Genomic DNA, 19322 nt, shown 5'->3' on the forward strand with positions numbered 1-19322 from the left:
CGATTGTGGCATCGCCGACAATCGCACCATGCCCGACGAGCCCCTGGTCCTGGATCCCGCGCACCACTGGCTGGTTCCCTTCGCCGCCCTGGGCGCGGCCATTGAGCCCCCCGCCCTGCCCGCGCTCGACGCCCTGCTCGCCCACCTGCGCGAGGCCGCGCGCGACGGCGACGACGGCCTCAGCCTGAGCCCGCCCCACGAGCGCGCGCTGGCGCGCGCCCGTGGTCTGCCGCCGCGCGACGGCGCCCTGCCCTGGGCCGCGCTGGCCAGCGACACACCGCATGCGCCGCAGGCCTGGGTGCACCCCGTGCACCTGCAGGTGGGCATGGACCAGGTGATGCTGCAGCGCGCCGAACAGGCCGGTGGCCTGGGCGCCGACGAATCGCGCGCGCTGTTCGCGGCCTTTGAACCGCTGTGCGCCGAAGACGGCGTGGAACTGCTGTTCGACGAACCCACCCGCTGGCGAGCGCGCGGCGAGCGCCTGCGTGACCTGGCCTGCGCCAGCCTGGACCGCGTCAGCGGCCGCTCGCTGGCCGCCTGGCTGCCGCGCGGCGAACCGGCGCGCTGGCTGCAGCGCCTGCAGAGCGAGGCGCAGATGCTCTTCTACACGCACCGGGTGAACGACGCCCGCGAGGCCGCGCGCCGCCTGCCCATCAACGGCCTGTGGTTCAGCGCGCCCGGCGCGCTGGACGCACACACCCGCCTGCGCCCACCGCCCCAGGTCGACGACAGCCTGCGCGCCGCCGCGCTCGGCGGCGACCTCGAGGCCTGGCGCCGCGCCGCCACGGCACTCGACCACAGCCTCTTCGCTCCCCTGCTCGACCGCGCGCGGCGCGGCGAGCCGCTGGCCCTCACCCTGTGCGGCGAGCGCGCGGCCGTCACGCTGCTGGCCGAACGGCCCGGCCTCGCGCGGCGGCTCGCCCGCGCCGTCGGCCTGCGCCCGCGCGCCAGCGCCCAAGACCTGCTCAAGACCCTATGAAGATCATCACCCGCGACGTACCGCCGCGCGCCGCCTGGGCGCTCGAACAGGCCGGCCTGCACCCGCTGCTGGCGCGCCTGTTCGCCGCGCGCGGCGTCACCACCTCCGACGAACTCGACGACGGGCTCGCGCGCCTGCTCCCCCCCGACACCCTGCTGGGCGCACGCGAGGCCGCCCGCCAGCTCGCCGACGCCATGGCGGCGAAACGGCGCCTGTGCATCGTGGCCGACTACGACTGCGACGGCGCCACCGCCTGCGCGGTGGGCGTGCGCGGCCTCAGGCTGCTGGGCGCGCCCTTGGGCTTCGACAGCGTGCACTACCTGGTGCCCGACCGCGTGGTCGACGGCTACGGACTCACCCCCGCCATCGCGCGGCGCGTCAAGGACAGCGGTGCCGAGCTGCTGATCACCGTGGACAACGGCATCGCCAGCGTCGACGGCGTGCGTGTCGCGCGCGAACTGGGCCTGCAGGTGATCGTGACCGACCACCACCTGCCGGGCCCGCAGCTGCCGGCCGACTGCGTGATCGTCAACCCCAACCAGCCCGGCTGCGCCTTCGACAGCAAGAGCATCGCCGGCGTGGGCGTGATGTTCTACGTGCTGCTCGCGCTGCGCGCCGAGCTGCGCGAACGCGGGGTGTTTGATGCCAAGAACCAGCCGCGCATCGACGCCCTGCTGCCCCTGGTGGCCCTGGGCACCGTGGCCGACGTGGTGAAGCTCGACGGCAACAACCGCCGCCTCGTCGCCCAGGGACTCAAACGCGTGCGCGCGGGCGCCCTGCCGGCCGGCATGGACGCGCTGTTCGCGGCAGCGGGCCGGCGCCTCGACACCGCGAGCAGCTTCGACTTCGGCTTCGCGCTTGGCCCGCGCCTGAACGCGGCCGGCCGCCTGTCCGACATGACGCTGGGCATCGAATGCCTGCTGACCGACGACAAGGCCCGCGCCGAGGAACTCGCGCGCACCCTGGACGGCATCAACCGCGAGCGCAAGGCCATCGAGGGCGAGATGCGCGAGCAGGCGCTGGAGATGGCCGAGGCCCTGTTCGACGAGGGCGAGGAGCCGCCACCGGCGCTGGTGCTGTTCGACCCGGACTTCCACGAGGGTGTGGTGGGCATCGTGGCCTCGCGCCTGAAGGACAAGCTGCACCGGCCGACCTTCGTCTTCGCCGCGAGCGCGGCGCCGGGCAAGGAACACGAGCTCAAGGGTTCGGGCCGCTCGATCCCCGGCTTTCACCTGCGCGACGCGCTGGACCTGGTGGCCAAGCGCCACCCGGGCGTGCTGCTGCGCTTTGGCGGCCACGCCATGGCCGCGGGCTGCACCGTCGCCGAAGAGCACCTGGACGTGTTCGAGCAGGCCCTGCAGCAGGTGGCGCACGAGTGGCTGGACGCCGCCACGCTGCAGCGCCGCCTGGAGGCCGACGGCGCCCTGGACCGGCAATACCGTCGGCCCGACCTGGTCGAGGTGCTGCAAGGCCAGGTCTGGGGCCAGGGCTTCGCGCCACCGGTGTTCTGCGAGGAACTGCGGGTGGTGAGCCAGCGCATCGTCGGCGAGAAGCACCTGGCGCTCAAGCTGCAGCACCAGGGCGATGCGGTGGACGGCATCTGGTTCGGGCGCACCGAGCCGCTGCCCGAGCGGGTGAAGCTCGCCTTCCGGCTGGAACTGGACGACTGGCAGGGCCAGCGTCGGGTGCGGTTTCTGGTGGAAGCCGCCGACATCTGAACCCGCGCGCCGCGCGGGGGGCCTCAGCCCATCAGGGCTTCGCGCACCGCCGCCAGTTGGCGGCGCGACACCGCCAGCCGCTCCTCGACCCCGTCGAGCCGCACGGTCCAGCCTTCGCCCTCGACCGGGTCGCTGTGCTTTTCCACCGCCCGCACCGCCCGCCGCGACACCAGGGCGTTGCGGTGCACGCGCACGAAGAGGTGGGAGTAGCGCGCCTCCAGGTCGCTCAGCGCGCCGTCGTAGATGTGCTCCTTCTCCGCCGTGCGCACGGTGATGTACTTCAGCTCGGCCTTCAGGTAGATGATGTCCGACAGCGCCACGCGCTCGCTGCGCCCGCGCTCCTGGATGATCAGCGCCTCCGGCGGACCGGAATCGCCACTGCCCTCCTTGCCCGCGCGCACCTTCACCACCTTCTGCAGCGCCTGCTGCAGCCGCTCGCGGCGCACCGGCTTGGTCAGGTAATCCACCGCCTCCACCTCGAAGGCGCTCACCGCGTGTTCCGGGTAGGCCGTCACGAACACGATCGAGGGCGGCGCGGCCATCTGGCGCAGGGTGTTGGCCAGGGTGATGCCATCCACCCCCGGCATGTGCACGTCCAGCAGCACCAGCTCGCAATGGGTGCGCTGGATCATGTCCATCGCCTGCACCGCGTTGCCGGCCTCGCCCACCACGTCGGTGCGCGGCTCCGTGCACTCGGCCAGCAGGGTGCGCATGCGCGATCGCGCCAGGGCTTCATCGTCGACGATCAGAACCTTCAGTGCCATGTCTTGCTCCGTGGTCGGTCTTTTGCCATGTCGCGCTTATACCGGGATTTCGAGGCGCACCTGGAAAACGCCGTTGACCAGCGCGCTCTGGAAGCGCCCCTGCACATCATGCAACAAGGTCAGCCGCTGCCGCACGTTGTCCAGTGCCAGGCCATTGCCGCGCTTGCCGCTGCCCGCCGGCACGGTGTTGGTGACCTTGATCACCACCACCCCGCCCCGGCGCTGCGTGCTGATGCGCACCGTGGCACCGGTGGGGCTGGGCTCCACGCCGTGCTTGACGGCATTCTCCACCAGCGGCTGCAGGATCAGGGGCGGCAGGCGGGCCTTGGACGCCGCTTCGTCGATCGCCCATTCCACCTGCAGGCGATCGCCGAAGCGCACCTGCTCGATGGCCAGGTAGTGCTCGGCCAGCTCCAGCTCCTGCCACAGCGGCACGGCCTCCTTCGGATCGGCCAGGGCGTGGCGGAACAGCTCGCTCAGGTCCTCCAGCAGGCTCTCGGCCTTGGCCGGTTCTTCGCGCACCAGGGCAATGGCGCTGTTGAGCGTGTTGAACAGAAAGTGCGGACGGATGCGCGCCTGCAGCTCGGCCAGCCGGGCCGTGGTGCCCGCCGGCATGCGCGCCTTGGCCCGCCACACGAGCCCGGCCACCAGCACCGCCGCCACCAGCGCCCCGGCCGCCGCCGAGGCCAGCCACAGCTGCTGCGTGAGAACACCCAGCCAGACCACCAATGCGCAGCCGTACAGGCCCGCCAGCGCCCCCAGCGAGACGCCCACGGCCCACTGCCAGTGCGAGGCCAGGCGGCCCAGCTGGCGCTTGAGCGCGCAGATGGCCAGCAACCAGGCCAGCACGGCGGGCAGCGCGGCGCCGGTGTAGATGGCCAGCGAGGCGCCCCAGGTGACGAAACTGGTGGCGGTGAACAGCGCCGCCACGGCCACCACGGCCTGCACGAACAGCACCGCGCGCAGCACCACGCCGACCTGGCAGGTGTCGAACACCTGCACGCGGGCCCGCACGTGCTCGGGCATCTCGGTGAGCGGGCGCGCCCCGGCCGCGTGGGGCAGTTCCTGGAAGGTCGATAAAATCCGCGAATCTTTCATGGGAAGCGATGCCGTTTTCCATTCGGTCGGCCGCCCAGGCCCGCGCTTGGTTGCCCAGGCGCTCTCACACTCCCCCGTCCAGCCGCTGACAACACCATGTCATCCAACCAACTCGACAAGAAATCCGAAGCCTGGTCCGCCCTATTCTCGGAGCCGATGAGCGAGTTGGTCAAACGATACACCGCCAGCGTTTTCTTCGACAAGCGACTGTGGCAGGCCGACATCGCGGGCAGTCTCGCACACGCCGAGATGCTGGCGGCGCAAGGCATCATCGGCCCGTCGGACCACGCCGACATCCAGCGCGGCATGGCGCAGATCACGCAGGAGATCGAGAGCGGCGCCTTCGAGTGGAAGCTCGACCTGGAGGACGTGCACCTCAACATCGAGGCGCGCCTGACGCAGCTGGTGGGCGACGCGGGCAAGCGACTGCACACCGGCCGCAGCCGCAACGACCAGGTGGCCACCGACGTGCGCCTGTGGCTGCGCGGCGAGATCGACCTCATCGGCGGCCTGCTCACCGAGCTGCAGCGCGCGCTCGTGGAAGTGGCCGAGAAGAACGTCGAGGTGATCCTGCCCGGCTTCACGCACCTGCAAGTGGCCCAGCCCGTGAGCTTCGCGCACCACCTGCTGGCCTACGTGGAGATGTTCTCGCGCGACGCCGAGCGCTTCGCCGACGTGCGCCGCCGCACCAACCGCCTGCCGCTGGGCAGCGCCGCCCTGGCCGGCACCACCTACCCGCTGGACCGCGAGCGCGTGGCCCGCACCTTGGGCATGGTCGACGAGCACGGGGCCCCCGCGGTGTGCCAGAACAGCCTGGACGGCGTGAGCGACCGCGACTTCGCCATCGAGTTCACGGCCGCGGCCTCGCTGTGCATGGTGCACATCAGCCGCCTGAGCGAAGAGCTGATCCTGTGGATGAGCCAGAACTTCGGCTTCGTGAAGATCGCCGACCGCTTCACCACCGGCTCGTCCATCATGCCGCAGAAGAAGAACCCCGACGTGCCCGAGCTGGCGCGCGGCAAGACCGGGCGCGTGGTGGGCCACCTCATGGGGCTCATCACCCTCATGAAGGGCCAGCCCCTGGCGTACAACAAGGACAACCAGGAAGACAAGGAGCCGCTGTTCGATACGGTGGACACCCTCACCGACACGCTGCGCATCTTCGCGGAGATGGTGGGCGGCCAGTTGAACCCGGCCACGGGCGCCAAGGAAGGCGGCCTCACGGTGAACGCCCCCGCCATGGAGGCCGCCGCGCAGAAGGGCTACGCCACCGCCACCGACCTGGCCGACTACCTGGTCAAGAAGGGCCTGCCCTTCCGCGACGCGCACGAGACCGTGGCGCACGCGGTGAAGGCCGCCACCTCGCACAACTGCGACCTCTCCGAGCTGCCGCTCACCGTGCTGCAGGGCTTTCACCCCAGCATCGAAAAGGACGTGTACGAGGTGCTGAGCCTGCGCGGCTCGCTCTCGGCGCGCCACACACTGGGCGGCACCGCGCCGGCCCAGGTGCGCGCGCAGATCGCGCGCCACCGCGCCCGACTGGGCTGAGGCCGCTGCCCGGCGCCACGGCATGCTCGAGCCCATCGACCTCGGCACGCTGCGCGTGGTCATCGCCGCCGCCGACCTCGGCTCCATCAGCGCCGCCAGCGAGCGCCTGCAACTGGCGGTGGCCGCCGCCAGCTCGCGCATCAGCGCGCTGGAGGACTCGCTGGGTTTCCGCATCTTCGAGCGCTCCTCGCGCGGCGTGCAGCTCACGCCCGCGGGCCAGATGCTGGTGCAGCGCAGCCGCGCCCTGCTGACCGACGCCGACCGGCTGGCCCAGCACCTCAAAGGCTACAGCCAGGGCCTGCAAGGCCAGGTGCGCGTGCTGGCCAATACCTCGGCCCTGCTGGAGGTGCTGCCGCAGCGCCTCCAGCGCTTCCTGTCCAGCCACCCGCTGATCCGCGTGGACATCGAGGAGCGCGGCAGCCCCGAGATCCCGCTGGCCCTGATCGAAGGCCGCGCCGACTTCGGCGTGGTCGACCTGCCGGTGCCCCCGGCCGGCCTGGCCTTCACGCCCTTCTTCAGCGACACCCTGGTGCTGCTCACGCCGCGCTCGCACCGTCTGGCGGGCCGCCAGAAGCTGCGCCTGGCCGAGGCACTGGACGAGCCTTTCATCACCCTGAGCGACGGCACCGCCCTGTCCAACCGCCTGCTCGCTTCGGCCACCGACGCCGGCCAGCCGCTGAACGTGCGCATGCGCATGCGCGGCTTCGACGCCGTCTGCCGCATGGTGGCCGCCGGCCTGGGCGTGGGCGTGCTGCCGCTGGAAGCCGTGGCGCCGCAGCTGGCCCACCTGCCGCTGGCGGCCGTGCCGCTGAGCGACGCCTGGGCCCGGCGCACGCACAGCATCGCCACCCGCACTGACGCCCCGCTGGCCCCGGCGGCGGCCACGCTGGTGCGCGCGCTCCTGCGCTGAGCGCCCGCGCGGGCTTCCACGGACCCTTCGGCTTTCGCCAAACGCGAAAGCGGCCTCACGCGCAGGCCATTGCCGCACGCCGGCGCCCCTTCCTACACTGCCCGCGAACCGCAACCCACACACGCCGCCGCCCCCCGGCGGCGCAGGAGACAAGATGAAGATCGCCCGCGTCTGGGCCACGCCGCTGAACCTGCCCGTCACCGTGCCGGCCAGCGGCGGCACCAAGACCACCAGCCTGTCCGTCTGCCTGGTGTCCATCGAGACCGATACCGGCCTGGTCGGCACCGGCATGACCGCCATCACCGAAGAAGAGGTGATCGGCAGCATCGTCAATGACATCGCTGCCCACCACCTGGTGGGCCTGGACCCGATGCGCCACGAGCAGATCTGGGAGCGCCTGTACTGGCTGCTCACGCCGCGCGGGCAGTCGGGCTACGCCAGCCACGCCATCGCCGCCATCGACCTCGCGCTCTGGGACATCAAAGGCCAGGCCCTGGGCGAGCCCTGCTGGCGCCTGCTGGGCGGCGCGCGCGCCGAGGTGCCCGTGTACGCCACCTTCGGCTTCGCCTTCTTCGAGCGCGACGAGCTCGCCGCCGCCGCCAAGGACTGGGTGGCGCGTGGCTTCACCCGCCTGAAGATGACCGTGGGCCACCACGCGCTGGCGCGCCGCGACGAGCCGCGCCCGCTGGACGCGGTGATCGCCGAGGACGTGCAACGCATCCGCGCCGTGCGCGAGGCCGTGGGCTCCGACGTGCAGATCTACATCGACGCCAACTGCAGCCTGGACTACTTCCACGCCCTGAAGCTGGCCAAGCAGGTCGAGCCCTACGACATCAGCTTCTTCGAGGAGCCGGTGACGCACAACGACATCCCGAACCTGCAGAAGCTGCGCGCCAAGACCAGCATCCCCCTGGCGGCCGGCCAGAACGAGGGCCTGGCCACGCGCTTTCGTGACCTGCTGGTGGCGCAGGCCGTGGACGTGGTGCAGCCCAACGCCTGCATCAGCGGCGGCTTCACGCAGTGCGGCCGCATCGCCGGCATGGCGGCCGCGTTCAACACGCGCTTCGCCAACGGCGGCGCCTGGCCGCACCACAACATGCACCTGCACGCGGGCCTGGCCAACGGCTCGCTGGTTGAGTACCACTCGGTGGCCGTGCAGTGCTGCGAGCTGGTCTTCGACGACCTGCCCAAGCCCGAGCGTGGCGTGCTGCGCCTGCCCGAGGCACCGGGCCTGGGCTTCAAGCCCCACCCCGATCGCCTGGCGGAACTCGCCAAGCGGCCCGGCTCGCGCGGCGCCGGCAAGGCCTGAACGATTTTCCCCGCGACACAAACACAGGAGACAGACATGCACAAGCACGACACCCCCTCGCACCGCCCCGGCCGCCGCGCGCTGATCGCGGGGCTGCTGGCCGCCTTCGCCGCCACCGGCCTGGCCACCAGCGCCTCGGCGCAGCAGTACTGGCCCCAGCGCCCCGTGCGCCTGGTGGTGGGCTACTCGGCCGGCGGCGGCGTCGACGCCGTGGCGCGACTGGTGGCGCCGCGCCTGGCCGAGCTGCTGGGCCAGTCGGTGGTGGTGGACAACCGCACCGGCGCGGCCGGCCTCATCGCCGGCGACGCCGTGGCGCGCGCCGCGCCCGACGGCTACACACTGATGCTGGGCGACAGCTCGCTGCTGATCGCCCAGTACCTGCAGCCGCGCATGAGCTTCGACCCGGTCAAGGCCTTCACGCCCGTGGCCAGCCTGTTCACGCTGCCGCTGGTGATCGTCACCGCCAACGACTTCCCGGCCAAGACGCCGGCCGAGTTCGTGTCCCTGCTGAAGAAAAACCCCGGCCGCTACTCCTTCGCCACCTCGGGCGTGGGCACGGTGCACCACCTGGGCTTCGAGATGCTCAAGGGCCAGACCGGCGCCTACGTGGTGCACATCCCCTACCGCGGCGCGGCGCAGATCGTGCCCGACGTGATGAGCGGCCAGGTGCCGATCGGCGTGGTGAGCGCGGCCTCGGCCATCGCCCAGGCGCGCGCCGGCAAGCTGCGCGCGCTGGCGGTCATGAACCCGGTGAAGCTGCAGGGCGGCGAAGACATCGCGCCGCTGTCCGACGCCCTGCCCGGCTTCTCGGCCGTGCCGCGCCTGTACGTGCTGGCCCCCGCGGGCACGCCCGCGCCCATCGTGGAGCGGCTGAGCGATTCGCTGCGCAAGGTCATGGACGCGCCGGACATCGCGCAGGCCGCCGCCGCGCAGGGCGCCGTGCCGGCCTACATGCCGGCCGGGCCGCTGGCCGCCGACATCGCGCGCGAGTCCGCCGCCTGGGGCAAGGTCATCCGCGAGCAGAAGATCAGCAACCAGTGAGCCTGGGCCGGGCCCGGCTCAGCGGCAGGGTTCGGGTTCGGGCAGCTCGCGGCAGCGCTGGAAGGCCTCGGGCTTGAGGCCGCCACCCACCAGGCGGTAGGCGTCGAAGCAGGCCTGGCTGGCCGCGTAGCGGTGCCAGGCCGCCTCGCAGGCACTGGTGCCCGGCGGCAAGGGCGCGTCGGCCGGCACGGCGCTGGCCCGGTAGCGCTCGGGGATGTCCACCGACTGCGTGTAGTGCACATAGCCGTCGCGGTCGACCCAGCGCCAGATCTCCGCTGCTGCGGCGCACAAGGGCAGCAACGCGGCGGCGGCCAGCGCGAGGGCGGGGAGCGTGAGGCGGCGCATGGGCATGGGAGCGGCCAGTATCCGCCCGGTTCCCCGGGGCCTGTCAATCCGCCCCGGGCGCCCTTCTGAAAATGTTTCAATCCGCGCCAGCGCGCTTTCACGCGCGCCGGGCGAGGCGGCTGGCTACCATCGCGGCCAGCCCGCCGCCCCCCACCGACAACGAGGAGACCCGCCCATGACCGTGATCACCAACATCGAAGACCTGCGCGTGCTGGCGCAAAAGCGCGTGCCGCGCATGTTCTACGACTACGCCGATTCCGGTTCCTGGACCGAGGGCTCCTACCGCGCCAACGAGGCGGACTTCCAGAAGATCAAGCTGCGCCAGCGCGTGGCGGTGAACATGGAGAACCGCAGCACGCGCACCACCCTGGTGGGCCAGTCCGCCGCCATGCCGCTGGCCATCGCGCCCACCGGCCTCACGGGCATGCAGCACGCCGACGGCGAGATCCTCGCAGCCCGCGCGGCCAGGAAGTTCGGCATCCCGTTCACCCTGTCCACCATGAGCATCTGCTCCATCGAGGACGTGGCGCAGCACGCGGGCGAGGGCTTCTGGTTCCAGCTCTACGTGATGAAGGACCGCGCCTTCATCGAGCGCCTGATCGACCGCGCCAAGGCCGCGAACTGCGGCGCCCTGGTGCTCACGCTGGACCTGCAGATCATCGGCCAGCGCCACAAGGACCTGAAGAACGGCCTGACCGCGCCGCCGCGCCTGACGCTGCCCAACATCATCAACATCGCCAGCAAGCCGCGCTGGGCCCTGGGCATGCTGGGCACCAAGCGCCGCCAGTTCGGCAACATCGTGGGCCACGTGCAGGGCGTGACCGACATGGCCAACCTGGGCGCCTGGACCTCGCAGCAGTTCGACCCCAGCCTCAACTGGGGCGACGTGGAGTGGATCAAGAAGCGCTGGGGAGGCAAGCTCATCCTCAAGGGCATCCAGGACGTGGAAGACGCCCGCCTGGCGGTGCAGACCGGCGCCGACGCGCTGATCGTGAGCAACCACGGCGGGCGCCAGCTCGACGGCGCGCAAAGCAGCATCGAGGCCCTGCCCGCCATCGTGGAGGCCGTAGGTGGACAGATCGAGGTGCACATGGACGGCGGCGTGCGCAGCGGGCAGGACGTGCTGAAGGCGCGCGCCCTGGGCGCGCGCGGCTGCTACATCGGCCGCGCCATGCTCTACGGCCTGGGCGCCATGGGCGAGGAAGGCGTGAGCAAGGCGCTGGAGATCATCCACAAGGAGCTCGACCTGACCATGGCTTTCTGCGGCCACACCAACATCGAGTCCGTCGACAAGTCCATCCTGCTGCCGGGCAGCTACCCGACGGCCTGACGGTCGCCCGAGGCGGCGCGCTCAGCGCAGCTCGTACACGAAGGTGCTGACCACGCGCAGGCGCTTCTCGCGCGAGCTGCCGTCGTCGTAGTCGCTGCCGGCGGCACCGCTGATCTGGATCACGCCCTGGTTGGCGCTCTTGAGCGCGCCCAGCTGGGCGCCGGCCTCGGCGGCGAACTTCTCGGCCTGCTCGCGCGCGTTGCGCGTGGCCTCGGCCAGCAGCGGGGCCTTCACATCGTTGAAGCCGCGCAGCTGGAACTGCGGGCCGCCATGCCCGTTGCCTTCGCCGCCCAGCTGCACGCCGGCCTGGATCAGCGGGTCCACCGCCAGCGCCGCCGCCTGCACGTCCGCCACGCGCGCGGATTGCACGATCACCTGCCCCGTGCCATTGAAGCGCAGCGGCTGGTTGCCAGAGCCGTACTCGCGCGCGAACAGGTCCTGCACACCCAGCGGGCGCACCTCGATCTCCTCGTCCTTGAAGCCGCGCTGCTTGAGGAAGGCCACCACCGCGTCGCGGTCGCCGGCCAGCGCCTTCTGGACATCGCCAAAGGCGTTGCCGCCGCGCCGAAAACCCAGTGTCCAGACGGCGAAGTCGCTCTCCACGTTCTTCTCGGCGAGGCCCTTGACGGTGACGCTGCGGTCGGCCAGGCGAAAGCGCTCCAGGCCGTGGCTGACGGCCAGGCCGGCGATGGCGACGCCCGCGCCGACCAGCGCGGCCGCGAGCAAACGGGTGAAGGGATGGGTCATGGGGGTCCTCCGACGGTGGCGCACCGGACAGCCGGTGCAAACGACATACCCGGGCATGGTAAGCCGGCTACGATGGCCGGCTTGAAACCCGAGCGCCGCATCGCCCACCTCGACATGGACGCCTTCTTCGCGTCCGTGGAGCTGCTGCGCTACCCGCAGCTCAAGGGCCTGCCCATGGTCATCGGCGGCGGGCGCCGGCGCGAGACCGCCATGTTCGAGCGCCTGCGCGAGGCCTTCCCCGACACCGACTGGGGCCCCGGCACGCTGGACCGCATCCCCGTGGCGTTCTTCCCCCGCCTGAGCGAATACGCGGGCCGCGGCGTGGCCACCACCGCCACCTACGCGGCGCGCCAGTTCGGCGTGGGCTCGGCCATGGGTCTGATGAAGGCCGCCAAGCTCTGTCCGCAGGCCATCCTGCTGCCGGTGGACTTCGACGAGGTCAAGCGCCTGTCGCGCACCTTCAAGCGCGTGATCACCGAGATCGCGCCGGTGATGCAGGACCGCGGCGTGGACGAGGTCTACATCGACTTCACCGAGGTGCCCGGCGGCCAGCGCGAGGGCGGGCGCGTGCTGGCGCGGCTCATCCAGAAAAGCATCTTCGAGGCCACGGGCCTGACCTGCTCCATCGGCGTGGCGCCCAACAAGCTGCTGGCCAAGATGGCCAGCGAATTCAACAAACCCAACGGCATCAGCATCGTGCACGCCGGGGACCTGCAGCGCCTGATCTGGCCCCTGCCCTGCCGCAAGGTCAATGGCGTGGGGCCCAAGGCCGACGCCAAGCTGCAGTCCTTCGGCATCCACACCATCGGCGAGCTGGCCGCGCGCGAGCCCGAGTGGTTGATCGCGAACTTCGGCAAGAGCTACGGCGCCTGGCTGCACGAGGTGGCCTGGGGCCGCGACGACCGCCCCGTGGTGACCGAGAGCGAGCCCGTGGGCATGAGCCGCGAGACCACCTTCGAGCGCGACCTGCACGCCGTGCACGACCGCGCCGAGCTCGGCGCCATCCTCACCGAGCTGTGCGAGCAGGTGGCCGGCGACCTGCAGCGCAAGGGCTACCTGGCGCGCACCATCGGCATCAAGCTCACCTACGTGGGCTTCACCAAGGTCACGCGCGACCTCACGCTGGACGAGCCCACGGCCGACGCCGCCACCATCCGCCGCGCGGCCGGCCTGTGCCTCAAGCGCGTGGACCTGACGCGGCGCCTGCGCCTGCTGGGCGTGCGCTCGTCCAAGCTGGTCAAACCGGGGACAGACGGCCCCGCGGCGCCCGACCAGAATGCCCGCCACCCCAAGCCCCGAGACAAGGCCCGCCGCGATGACCACACCGACCTGCTTTTCCCTGAACTGGACTGAGCCCGACGTGGCGCACCTGGCGCTGAACCGCCCCGAATCGCTCAACACCATGGGGCCCACGTTCTGGCGCGAACTCGACGCGCTGCTGCGCGAGATCCACGACGAGGGCCGGGCGCGCGCCCTGGTCATCAGCAGCACCGGCAAGCACTTCAGCGCCGGCATGGCGCTGGAGACCTTCGGCGGCGCCATCACCCTGGACGACCGCAACCCCGAGGGCCGCGCCGCGGTCTTCGACCTGCTGGCCCAGATGCAAGCCACCTTCACGCGGCTGGAAACACTGCGCGCGCCGGTCATCTTCGCCATCCAGGGGGGCTGCGTGGGCGGCGCGGTGGACATGGTCACCGCCGGCTGCATCCGCTACGCCTCGGCCGACGCCTTCTTCTGCATCCAGGAAATCAACATCGGCATGGTGGCCGACGTGGGCACGCTGCAGCGCCTGCCCAAGCTGATCCCGCTGGGCCTGGTGAAGGAGCTGGCCTACACCGGGCGGCGCCTGCCAGCCGCCCGCGCCCAGGCCCTGGGCCTGGTGAACGAGGTCTTCGACAGCCACGCCGCCACGGTGGAGGCCGCGCTGCAGTGCGCGCGCGAGATCGCCAGCAAGCCGCCGGTGGCCATCTGGGGCACCAAGCAGGCGGTGAACTACGCGCGCGACCACTCGGTGGACGACAGCCTGCGCCAGATGGGCTGGCTGCAGGGCGCGATCTGGAGCAACGCCCAGGTGGGCGAGGCCATCGTGGCGGCCAAGGAACGGCGCGCCGGCCGGTTCGCGCCACTGGCGCCCCTCAAGTCCTTCCTGGACGCCGAGTGAAGCCCGCCCCGCCGTGCTGACGCTGCTGAACCCGCGCCACGCCGAACACGCCGGCCGCCAGGAGATGTTCAGGGGCCGGCTGGTGGCCAGCCACGAAAGCCCGGCGCGCCTGGAGCACGTCCTGGCGGAGCTGCGCCGCCGCCCGCTGGGCGAACTGCGCGAACCCGCCCTGGACGAGACCGCGCTGATGCCCGCCGTGCGGGCCGTGCACGAGCCGCGCTACCTCGACTTCCTGCGCACCGCCTGGGACGACTGGGTGGCGCTGGACCCGGCCAACGCAGACCTCGACGCCCTGCCCTCGGTCTGGCCGCTGCCCAACCGGCACGGCTTCCGGCAGGACGGCTGGCCCGACAACATTGCCGCGCGCCTGGGTCAGTTCGCCTTCGATTCGGGCACACCGCTCACCGCCGGCAGTTGGCGCGCCGCGCTGGGCGGTGCCGCCTGCGCCTTGGCCGCCGCCCAGGCCGTGCTGGCTGGCGAGCGCGGCGCCTTCGCGCTCACGCGCCCGCCGGGCCACCACGCGGGCCCGGGCTTCTGCGGCGGCTACTGCTTCCTCAACAACGCCGCCATCGCCGCGCAGGCGCTGCGCGACGGCGGCCACGCCCGCGTGGCCGTGCTGGACGTGGACTACCACCACGGCAACGGCACGCAAACCGTGTTCTACGAACGGGCCGACGTGCTCACGCTCTCCCTGCACGGCGACCCGCGCACCGAATACCCCTTCTTCCTGGGCCACGCCGACGAGCGCGGCGCCGGCGCGGGCGAAGGCTTCAACCGCAACTGGCCGCTGCCGCGCGGCACGGGGCTGGCGACCTGGCGCGCCGCGCTCGACCAGGCCCTGCAGGCCGTGTCGGACTTTGGCGCCACCGCGCTCGTGGTGCCGCTCGGCCTGGACACCTTCGAGGGCGACCCGATCTCGGGCTTTCGGCTGCGCTCGGCCGACTACGCGGGCATTGGCGCGGCGCTGGCATCGCCGGGATTGCCCACGCTCTTCACCTTCGAAGGCGGCTATGCGGTGGCCGAAGTGGGCGTCAATGCGGTGAACCTGCTCGAAGGCTTCGAGCGCGCGGCCTGAGGCCGCGCGGGAAAAAGCGCCCTGCGGCGATCCACCGTCCGCAGGGCAAAAGGGGCGCCCGCCCGCGGGCCGCGCCCCTGAGGAGACCTCGGGGCGGCGGGGCTCAGGCGGCCTTGTAGAAGATGTAGTCGGCGCGGTACTGGACCACCTGCTTCGCGCCCAGGTTGGCCGCGCCACAGGCCATGGCCGGCGCCACGCCGCCCATGGTGGCCACACGCTGGACGTAGGTCACGCCTTGCATGGCACCCATGCCCATGGCCGGGTTGGCCTTGACCAGCTGCAGCGGGATGTTGCCGCTGCCGCCGGGGGCCACGGCCACCTGCGTGCCGGTGATCTTCGAGCCGTCCATGGACTCCCATGTGGCGGGCGGGCCGTAGTACTTGCCGACCTGCTTGCCGCCGCGGTCCATCAGGCGGGCGTCGGGGCCGGCGAAGACCCATTCGAACTGGCCCGCCATGCCCTGTTTGGCGCGGCATTCGTAGGTGATGTCGCCCGCGCCCACGGTCTCCATGGCCACGCGGTGGCCCGCCGGCACCTTCACCGCGTCGGGCAGGCCCGCCTGCGAGAACATCATGGGCTGGCCCCCCATCGAAGAGGCGCAGGCGGTCATGGCGAGAACGGCCGAGGCGGCCAGGGTGGTCTTGAGGATCATGGACATACTCCGGTCAAAGGTTGGGGAAGGGAAAGCCGGGCGGGTGCATGGCCCACCCGTGTTGGAATGGGTCTCAGGCGCCGAACGAGAGGGCGTTCGCGGGCAAGGGCCGGCCCAACGCGCTGCTGAGCACGGTGAAGTGCATGGTTTCGTCGGCGGCCAGCCGCGCGGCCACCTGGGCCAGCGCGCGGTCGCTCAGCGGCGGGATCACGCTCAGGTAGGCATTGGTCGCGCCCAGCTCCAGGCGCGCGGCCAGCGACAGCACGTCGGCCTGGCTCTTCAGCGAATCGGCCTTGAGGTTCCTGGCGTACTCGTCGAGCTTCTTCTCCGCCACGGGCTGGCCGCCGAGCTGGCGGATGGTGGCGGCCAGGGCGTCGCGGTGCGCCTTGTGGTGGCCCTGGAACTGCACCGCCACGTCGAGCACGGGCTTTTGCAGCAGGCCGCTGCCCGCGCCGAGCTGGTAGGCGTTGATGGCCTCGTGCTCCAGACCGAGCGCGATGTTGAGGATGTCGACGTCCTTGGCGACGTCGGCCTTCATGCCCTGGGCCAGGGCGGGCCGCCCGGCGAGCATCGCCAGGCCGACAGCGGACAGGGTGGCGCCGGTGCGCAGGAAGGCGCGGCGCGGGTCGAGGGAGGTGCTCATGGTCTTGTCTCTTGCAGTGGGTTTGAGGAGGGTGAGCGGCGGCCGTCGACACCAATACGCAGGCCGGCCCCGCACCGGATTCAGCGAACCCGACTGTTTTGCTGGGTTGTGCGCCTCCGCACGGTCGCGTTGAATCCACACGGGAAACACCGGCGTAGTGGTGGATGGAAACGCCCCCACAATGCGCCGCATGAGCGCCGACCCCGATGAACCCCTCATGGACCTGATCGACCGCATCGCCCGGCGCGACGAGGCCGCGCTGAAAGCGCTCTACGACCTCACCGCGCGCAAGCTCTATGGGCTGTCGCTGCGCGTGCTGGGCTCGGCCGAGGCGGCGGAGGACGCGCTGCAGGAGGCCTACCTGCAGGTCTGGCGCAGCGCGGGCGACTACCGCGCCACACTGAGCCCGCCCATGGCCTGGCTGGGCCTGATCGTGCGCAGCCGCTCGCTGGACCTGCTGCGCCGCCGCGCGGCCGATCGCGCCCACCTCACACAGGAGCTGGACGAGACCCTGGCCGACACGCTGCCGGGCGACGCGCCCAACCCCATGGACACCAGCCTGGCGAGCCAGCAGGCCTGGGCCATGCACCAGTGCCTGGGACAACTGGAGAACAAGCAGCGCGAAGTGATCAGCCTGGCCTACCTGCGCGACCTGAGCCACGGCGAGCTGGCCGAGCGCCTGGCGCTGCCGCTGGGCACCGTCAAGACCTGGATCCGCCGCGGCCTGGACAAGCTGCGCGACTGCATGGCCCGTTTCGCCTGAGGCCCGCGCCATGCAACTGCACCGCCACCCCGAACTGCTGCAGCGCCTGGCGGCCGCGCACGCCCTGGGCACGCTGCGCGGCGGCGCGCGGCGCCGCTTCGAGGCCATCGCGCGCGAACACCCCGCGGTGCGCGCGGCCGCCATCGAATGGCAGACCCGCGTGGCCAGCCTCAACGAGCTGCAGGCGGGCGCCGAGCCCGGGCCACAGGTGTGGACACGCATCCAGAACCTGGTGCGCGCCGACGCCGAGGGCGCCGCCCTCGCGCGGCAGCGCCAAGGGGCGGCGGTGGCGCCGTCCACGGGTTGGTGGCACAGCCTGGCGCTGTGGCGCGGCGCCGGATTGGCCGGACTGTGCGCGGTGGCGCTGGCGCTGGCGCTGCTGCCCGCGCTGCGCGGCGAACTGGAGCGGCGCGGTGCCGAAGTGGCCGCGCTGCAGCGCCAGCTGCTGGCCACCCCCGACGTGCGCTACGTGTCCGTGCTCAACGACGACCAGGCCCGGCCGGCGGTGCTGATCACCTTCGACCCCAAGCACAACCGCCTGAGCCTGCAGCGCGTGGGCGGCTACCAGGAAGCGGCCGACCGCTCGCTGCAGCTCTGGGCGCTGCCGCCGGGCGCGGCGCCCCGCTCGCTGGGCGTGCTCACGCCCGAGCGCCTGCTGCAGCTGGCGGCCAGCGAAAGCGCGGTGCGCGAGGTGCCCGCGCTGGCCATCAGCCTGGAACCCCTGGGCGGCGTGCCCAGCGAGCGCGGCCCCACCGGGCCGGTGCTGTTCCACGGGCCGCTGATCCACAAGCAGATCTGAGGCGGCCAAAGAAAAAAGCCGGCGCGAGCGCCGGCTTTTTGACGAGAGGGTCAGGGCTTAGTAGCGCGGACCGTTGCTGCGGTAGCCACCGCCGCCGCCCTCTTTGGGGCGCGAGATGTTGACCACGATCTGGCGACCGCCCACCGACTGACCATTGAGGCCGTCGATGGCGGCTTGCGCTTCTGCCTCGGAGGACATCTCGACGAAACCGAAACCCTTGGAGCGGCCGCTGTCGCGGTCGGTCATGACCTTGGCCGAGGCCACGGCGCCGTATTCGGAGAAGTTGTGACGAAGCGAGTCGTCATCGACAGAGTAGGGCAGGTTGCCCACGTACAGTTTGCTGCTCATGACTGAGCCTTTCAGAGAAGCGGGCCGGCCTGCAATGGCACAGACGCCGCGAGAGAAGGCGGTTGCCACGTGGAAGTGGGCCACCTGAGAAGACCGCCTGCCCGAGGAGGACCGAGCGGTCAGTGATCGGCCGTTCGAGACGGCGAAGCCCGCGATCCTACCCGCGAAGGCGGGATTCACCTAAGGATTTCGGCCATTCAGCGATTGGCCTGACCAACGGTCAGGCCCCTCCCTCATTGCCGCGCCGTGCGCACATTGGCCGGTGGCTGCTGCGGGTGGCTGCTGCGCCAGGGGTTGATGTCCAGCCCGCCGCGGCGCGTGTAGCGCGCGTAGACGCTCAGCTTGGCGGGCTTGCAGCGCGTCCACAGGTCCATGTAGATGCGCTCCACGCACTGCTCATGGAATTCGTTGTGGTTGCGAAAGCTCACCAGGTACTGCAGCAGGCCGGCCTGATCGATCTGCGGGCCGCTGTAGGCGATCTGCACGCTGCCCCAGTCGGGCTGGCCGGTCACCAGGCAGTTGCTCTTGAGCAGGTGGCTGACCAGGGTTTCGCTCACGGGCTGTTCGTCGAAGGCCGCCGTGAGCAGCTCGGGCGCGGGCTCGTAGCGCGTGCACTCCACGTCGAGCCGGTCCAGGCTCAGGCCGTCGAGTTCGTGGATGGGCTCGGCGTCGAAGCGATCGGGCGCCAGCAGCTTCACCCCCACGCCGGCCTGCATGGGCCCGCCATGCCAGACGGCCGCGCTCAGGTCGGCGCGCAGGCGATCGCGCACGGCGTCGGCGCTGTCGAAGGGCGTGTTGTTGAAGCTGTTGAGGTAGAGCTTGAAGGACTTGCTCTCCACGATGTGCGTGCTCTCGGCCGGCACGGTGATGTGCGCGATGGCCACCTGCGGCTTGCCGCGCGGGTTGAGCCAGGACAGCTCGTAGGCCGTCCACAGGTCGCAGCCCACGAAGGGTACGCCGCCGGCGATGCCGATCTCGCGCCGCTTGGTCTCGCGCGGCAGCGGGAAGATCAGCGAGGGGTCGTAGCGGTCGACGTAGGCCGAGGCCTTGCCCAGCTGCGATTGTTCGGGGGTGTTCTGGCTCATCTCGGCT

General features: G+C 71.4%; 20 protein-coding genes. 12 read left to right on the forward strand and 8 right to left on the reverse strand.

The window, feature by feature from the left end; translation table 11 throughout:
- Positions 1-28: 28 nt before the first annotated feature.
- Positions 29-979 carry a phosphoglycerate mutase gene (locus SOM08_RS16730; RefSeq protein ID WP_116959443.1) on the forward strand — a complete coding sequence of 317 codons (951 nt, stop codon included), beginning with the start codon at positions 29-31 and terminating at the stop codon, positions 977-979.
- Positions 976-2697, forward strand: a complete 1722-nt coding sequence (recJ, locus tag SOM08_RS16735; RefSeq protein WP_322469342.1) for a single-stranded-DNA-specific exonuclease RecJ — start codon at positions 976-978, stop codon at positions 2695-2697. Before SOM08_RS16730 ends, recJ begins: the two co-directional genes overlap by 4 nt.
- Positions 2698-2720: 23 nt before the next feature.
- Here recJ and SOM08_RS16740 read toward each other — a convergent pair whose 3' ends face one another.
- Positions 2721-3461: a LytR/AlgR family response regulator transcription factor gene (locus tag SOM08_RS16740; protein ID WP_070397404.1), complete on the reverse strand. Its 741-nt coding sequence runs from the start codon at positions 3459-3461 to the stop codon at positions 2721-2723.
- A 36-nt stretch (positions 3462-3497) separates the two neighbouring features.
- Positions 3498-4559, reverse strand: a complete 1062-nt coding sequence (locus SOM08_RS16745; protein ID WP_116959441.1) for a sensor histidine kinase — start codon at positions 4557-4559, stop codon at positions 3498-3500.
- Positions 4560-4655: 96 nt separating this feature from the next.
- Between SOM08_RS16745 and argH the strand changes: the two genes are divergently transcribed.
- The 4 genes from argH to SOM08_RS16765 all read left to right on the forward strand — a co-directional run bounded on the left by argH (position 4656) and on the right by SOM08_RS16765 (position 9367).
- Complete coding sequence (gene argH, locus SOM08_RS16750) at positions 4656-6107, forward strand: argininosuccinate lyase (RefSeq protein WP_116959440.1); 1452 nt, start codon at positions 4656-4658, stop codon at positions 6105-6107.
- Positions 6108-6129: 22 nt separating this feature from the next.
- Entirely contained in the window at positions 6130-7017 is an 888-nt protein-coding gene (locus SOM08_RS16755; protein ID WP_116959439.1) for a LysR substrate-binding domain-containing protein, read from the forward strand.
- Between the two features lie 154 nt (positions 7018-7171).
- Positions 7172-8326: a mandelate racemase/muconate lactonizing enzyme family protein gene (locus SOM08_RS16760; protein WP_116959438.1), complete on the forward strand. Its 1155-nt coding sequence runs from the start codon at positions 7172-7174 to the stop codon at positions 8324-8326.
- Positions 8327-8362: 36 nt separating this feature from the next.
- On the forward strand, positions 8363-9367 hold the full coding sequence (locus SOM08_RS16765) for a Bug family tripartite tricarboxylate transporter substrate binding protein (protein ID WP_322469343.1): 1005 nt from the start codon (positions 8363-8365) through the stop codon (positions 9365-9367).
- Positions 9368-9385: 18 nt separating this feature from the next.
- On the opposite strand, the gene SOM08_RS16770 is transcribed toward SOM08_RS16765, so the two are convergent.
- Positions 9386-9718, reverse strand: a complete 333-nt coding sequence (locus SOM08_RS16770; protein ID WP_116959436.1) for a DUF4124 domain-containing protein — start codon at positions 9716-9718, stop codon at positions 9386-9388.
- Positions 9719-9887: 169 nt separating this feature from the next.
- On the opposite strand from SOM08_RS16770, the gene SOM08_RS16775 reads away from it, so the two are divergent.
- Positions 9888-11042: an alpha-hydroxy acid oxidase gene (locus SOM08_RS16775; RefSeq protein ID WP_116959435.1), complete on the forward strand. Its 1155-nt coding sequence runs from the start codon at positions 9888-9890 to the stop codon at positions 11040-11042.
- Between the two features lie 21 nt (positions 11043-11063).
- On the opposite strand, the gene SOM08_RS16780 is transcribed toward SOM08_RS16775, so the two are convergent.
- The gene (locus SOM08_RS16780; protein ID WP_116959433.1) at positions 11064-11789 is read right to left on the reverse strand and encodes an SIMPL domain-containing protein; all 726 of its coding nucleotides are present in this window, start codon (positions 11787-11789) and stop codon (positions 11064-11066) included.
- 72 nt (positions 11790-11861) lie between these two features.
- Here SOM08_RS16780 and SOM08_RS16785 point away from each other — a divergent pair, with 72 nt between their 5' ends.
- The 3 genes from SOM08_RS16785 to SOM08_RS16795 are packed head-to-tail and all read left to right on the forward strand — an operon-like array spanning position 11862 to position 15025.
- Positions 11862-13142 (forward strand): DNA polymerase Y family protein, encoded by a 1281-nt coding sequence (locus SOM08_RS16785; RefSeq protein WP_245980972.1) that lies wholly within the window; start codon positions 11862-11864, stop codon positions 13140-13142.
- Entirely contained in the window at positions 13105-13950 is an 846-nt protein-coding gene (locus SOM08_RS16790; protein ID WP_322469344.1) for an enoyl-CoA hydratase-related protein, read from the forward strand. The genes SOM08_RS16785 and SOM08_RS16790 overlap by 38 nt, the downstream gene beginning before the upstream one ends.
- A gap of 13 nt (positions 13951-13963) precedes the next feature.
- A complete protein-coding gene (locus SOM08_RS16795; RefSeq protein ID WP_181936491.1) occupies positions 13964-15025 on the forward strand; it encodes a histone deacetylase family protein in 1062 nt (353 codons plus the stop codon).
- 103 nt (positions 15026-15128) lie between these two features.
- Here SOM08_RS16795 and SOM08_RS16800 read toward each other — a convergent pair whose 3' ends face one another.
- Positions 15129-15677: a DUF3455 domain-containing protein gene (locus SOM08_RS16800; protein ID WP_181936490.1), complete on the reverse strand. Its 549-nt coding sequence runs from the start codon at positions 15675-15677 to the stop codon at positions 15129-15131.
- A 73-nt stretch (positions 15678-15750) separates the two neighbouring features.
- Entirely contained in the window at positions 15751-16320 is a 570-nt protein-coding gene (locus SOM08_RS16805; RefSeq protein WP_322469345.1) for a ferritin-like domain-containing protein, read from the reverse strand.
- Between the two features lie 181 nt (positions 16321-16501).
- Here SOM08_RS16805 and SOM08_RS16810 point away from each other — a divergent pair, with 181 nt between their 5' ends.
- Together SOM08_RS16810 and SOM08_RS16815 are read left to right on the forward strand one after the other, a co-directional pair.
- A complete protein-coding gene (locus tag SOM08_RS16810; protein ID WP_116959425.1) occupies positions 16502-17083 on the forward strand; it encodes an RNA polymerase sigma factor in 582 nt (193 codons plus the stop codon).
- Between the two features lie 10 nt (positions 17084-17093).
- Positions 17094-17882 carry an anti-sigma factor domain-containing protein gene (locus SOM08_RS16815; RefSeq protein WP_116959423.1) on the forward strand — a complete coding sequence of 263 codons (789 nt, stop codon included), beginning with the start codon at positions 17094-17096 and terminating at the stop codon, positions 17880-17882.
- Between the two features lie 57 nt (positions 17883-17939).
- On the opposite strand, the gene SOM08_RS16820 is transcribed toward SOM08_RS16815, so the two are convergent.
- Both SOM08_RS16820 and queF read right to left on the reverse strand, forming a co-directional pair.
- Positions 17940-18230, reverse strand: a complete 291-nt coding sequence (locus SOM08_RS16820; protein WP_322469346.1) for an RNA-binding protein — start codon at positions 18228-18230, stop codon at positions 17940-17942.
- 233 nt (positions 18231-18463) lie between these two features.
- Entirely contained in the window at positions 18464-19315 is an 852-nt protein-coding gene (queF, locus tag SOM08_RS16825) for an NADPH-dependent 7-cyano-7-deazaguanine reductase QueF (RefSeq protein ID WP_116959421.1), read from the reverse strand.
- Positions 19316-19322 lie beyond the last annotated feature (7 nt).

Source organism: Hydrogenophaga sp. SNF1 (genome assembly GCF_034421675.1).
GTDB classification, from domain to species: domain Bacteria; phylum Pseudomonadota; class Gammaproteobacteria; order Burkholderiales; family Burkholderiaceae_C; genus Hydrogenophaga; species Hydrogenophaga borbori.

Excerpts from the sequence above, each read along its gene's own strand:
- queF (WP_116959421.1), bottom strand. The coding sequence starts at position 19,315 with ATGAGCCAGAACACCCCCGAACAATCGCAGCTGGGCAAGGCCTCGGCC.
- SOM08_RS16740 (WP_070397404.1), bottom strand. The coding sequence starts at position 3,461 with ATGGCACTGAAGGTTCTGATCGTCGACGATGAAGCCCTGGCGCGATCG.
- SOM08_RS16730 (WP_116959443.1), top strand. The coding sequence starts at position 29 with ATGCCCGACGAGCCCCTGGTCCTGGATCCCGCGCACCACTGGCTGGTT.
- argH (WP_116959440.1), top strand. The coding sequence starts at position 4,656 with ATGTCATCCAACCAACTCGACAAGAAATCCGAAGCCTGGTCCGCCCTA.
- SOM08_RS16775 (WP_116959435.1), top strand. The coding sequence starts at position 9,888 with ATGACCGTGATCACCAACATCGAAGACCTGCGCGTGCTGGCGCAAAAG.
- SOM08_RS16770 (WP_116959436.1), bottom strand. The coding sequence starts at position 9,718 with ATGCCCATGCGCCGCCTCACGCTCCCCGCCCTCGCGCTGGCCGCCGCC.
- SOM08_RS16755 (WP_116959439.1), top strand. The coding sequence starts at position 6,130 with ATGCTCGAGCCCATCGACCTCGGCACGCTGCGCGTGGTCATCGCCGCC.
- SOM08_RS16765 (WP_322469343.1), top strand. The coding sequence starts at position 8,363 with ATGCACAAGCACGACACCCCCTCGCACCGCCCCGGCCGCCGCGCGCTG.
- SOM08_RS16810 (WP_116959425.1), top strand. The coding sequence starts at position 16,502 with ATGCGCCGCATGAGCGCCGACCCCGATGAACCCCTCATGGACCTGATC.
- SOM08_RS16800 (WP_181936490.1), bottom strand. The coding sequence starts at position 15,677 with ATGATCCTCAAGACCACCCTGGCCGCCTCGGCCGTTCTCGCCATGACC.
- SOM08_RS16815 (WP_116959423.1), top strand. The coding sequence starts at position 17,094 with ATGCAACTGCACCGCCACCCCGAACTGCTGCAGCGCCTGGCGGCCGCG.
- SOM08_RS16745 (WP_116959441.1), bottom strand. The coding sequence starts at position 4,559 with ATGAAAGATTCGCGGATTTTATCGACCTTCCAGGAACTGCCCCACGCG.
- SOM08_RS16760 (WP_116959438.1), top strand. The coding sequence starts at position 7,172 with ATGAAGATCGCCCGCGTCTGGGCCACGCCGCTGAACCTGCCCGTCACC.
- SOM08_RS16785 (WP_245980972.1), top strand. The coding sequence starts at position 11,862 with ATGGCCGGCTTGAAACCCGAGCGCCGCATCGCCCACCTCGACATGGAC.
- SOM08_RS16780 (WP_116959433.1), bottom strand. The coding sequence starts at position 11,789 with ATGACCCATCCCTTCACCCGTTTGCTCGCGGCCGCGCTGGTCGGCGCG.
- SOM08_RS16820 (WP_322469346.1), bottom strand. The coding sequence starts at position 18,230 with ATGAGCAGCAAACTGTACGTGGGCAACCTGCCCTACTCTGTCGATGAC.
- recJ (WP_322469342.1), top strand. The coding sequence starts at position 976 with ATGAAGATCATCACCCGCGACGTACCGCCGCGCGCCGCCTGGGCGCTC.
- SOM08_RS16805 (WP_322469345.1), bottom strand. The coding sequence starts at position 16,320 with ATGAGCACCTCCCTCGACCCGCGCCGCGCCTTCCTGCGCACCGGCGCC.
- SOM08_RS16790 (WP_322469344.1), top strand. The coding sequence starts at position 13,105 with ATGACCACACCGACCTGCTTTTCCCTGAACTGGACTGAGCCCGACGTG.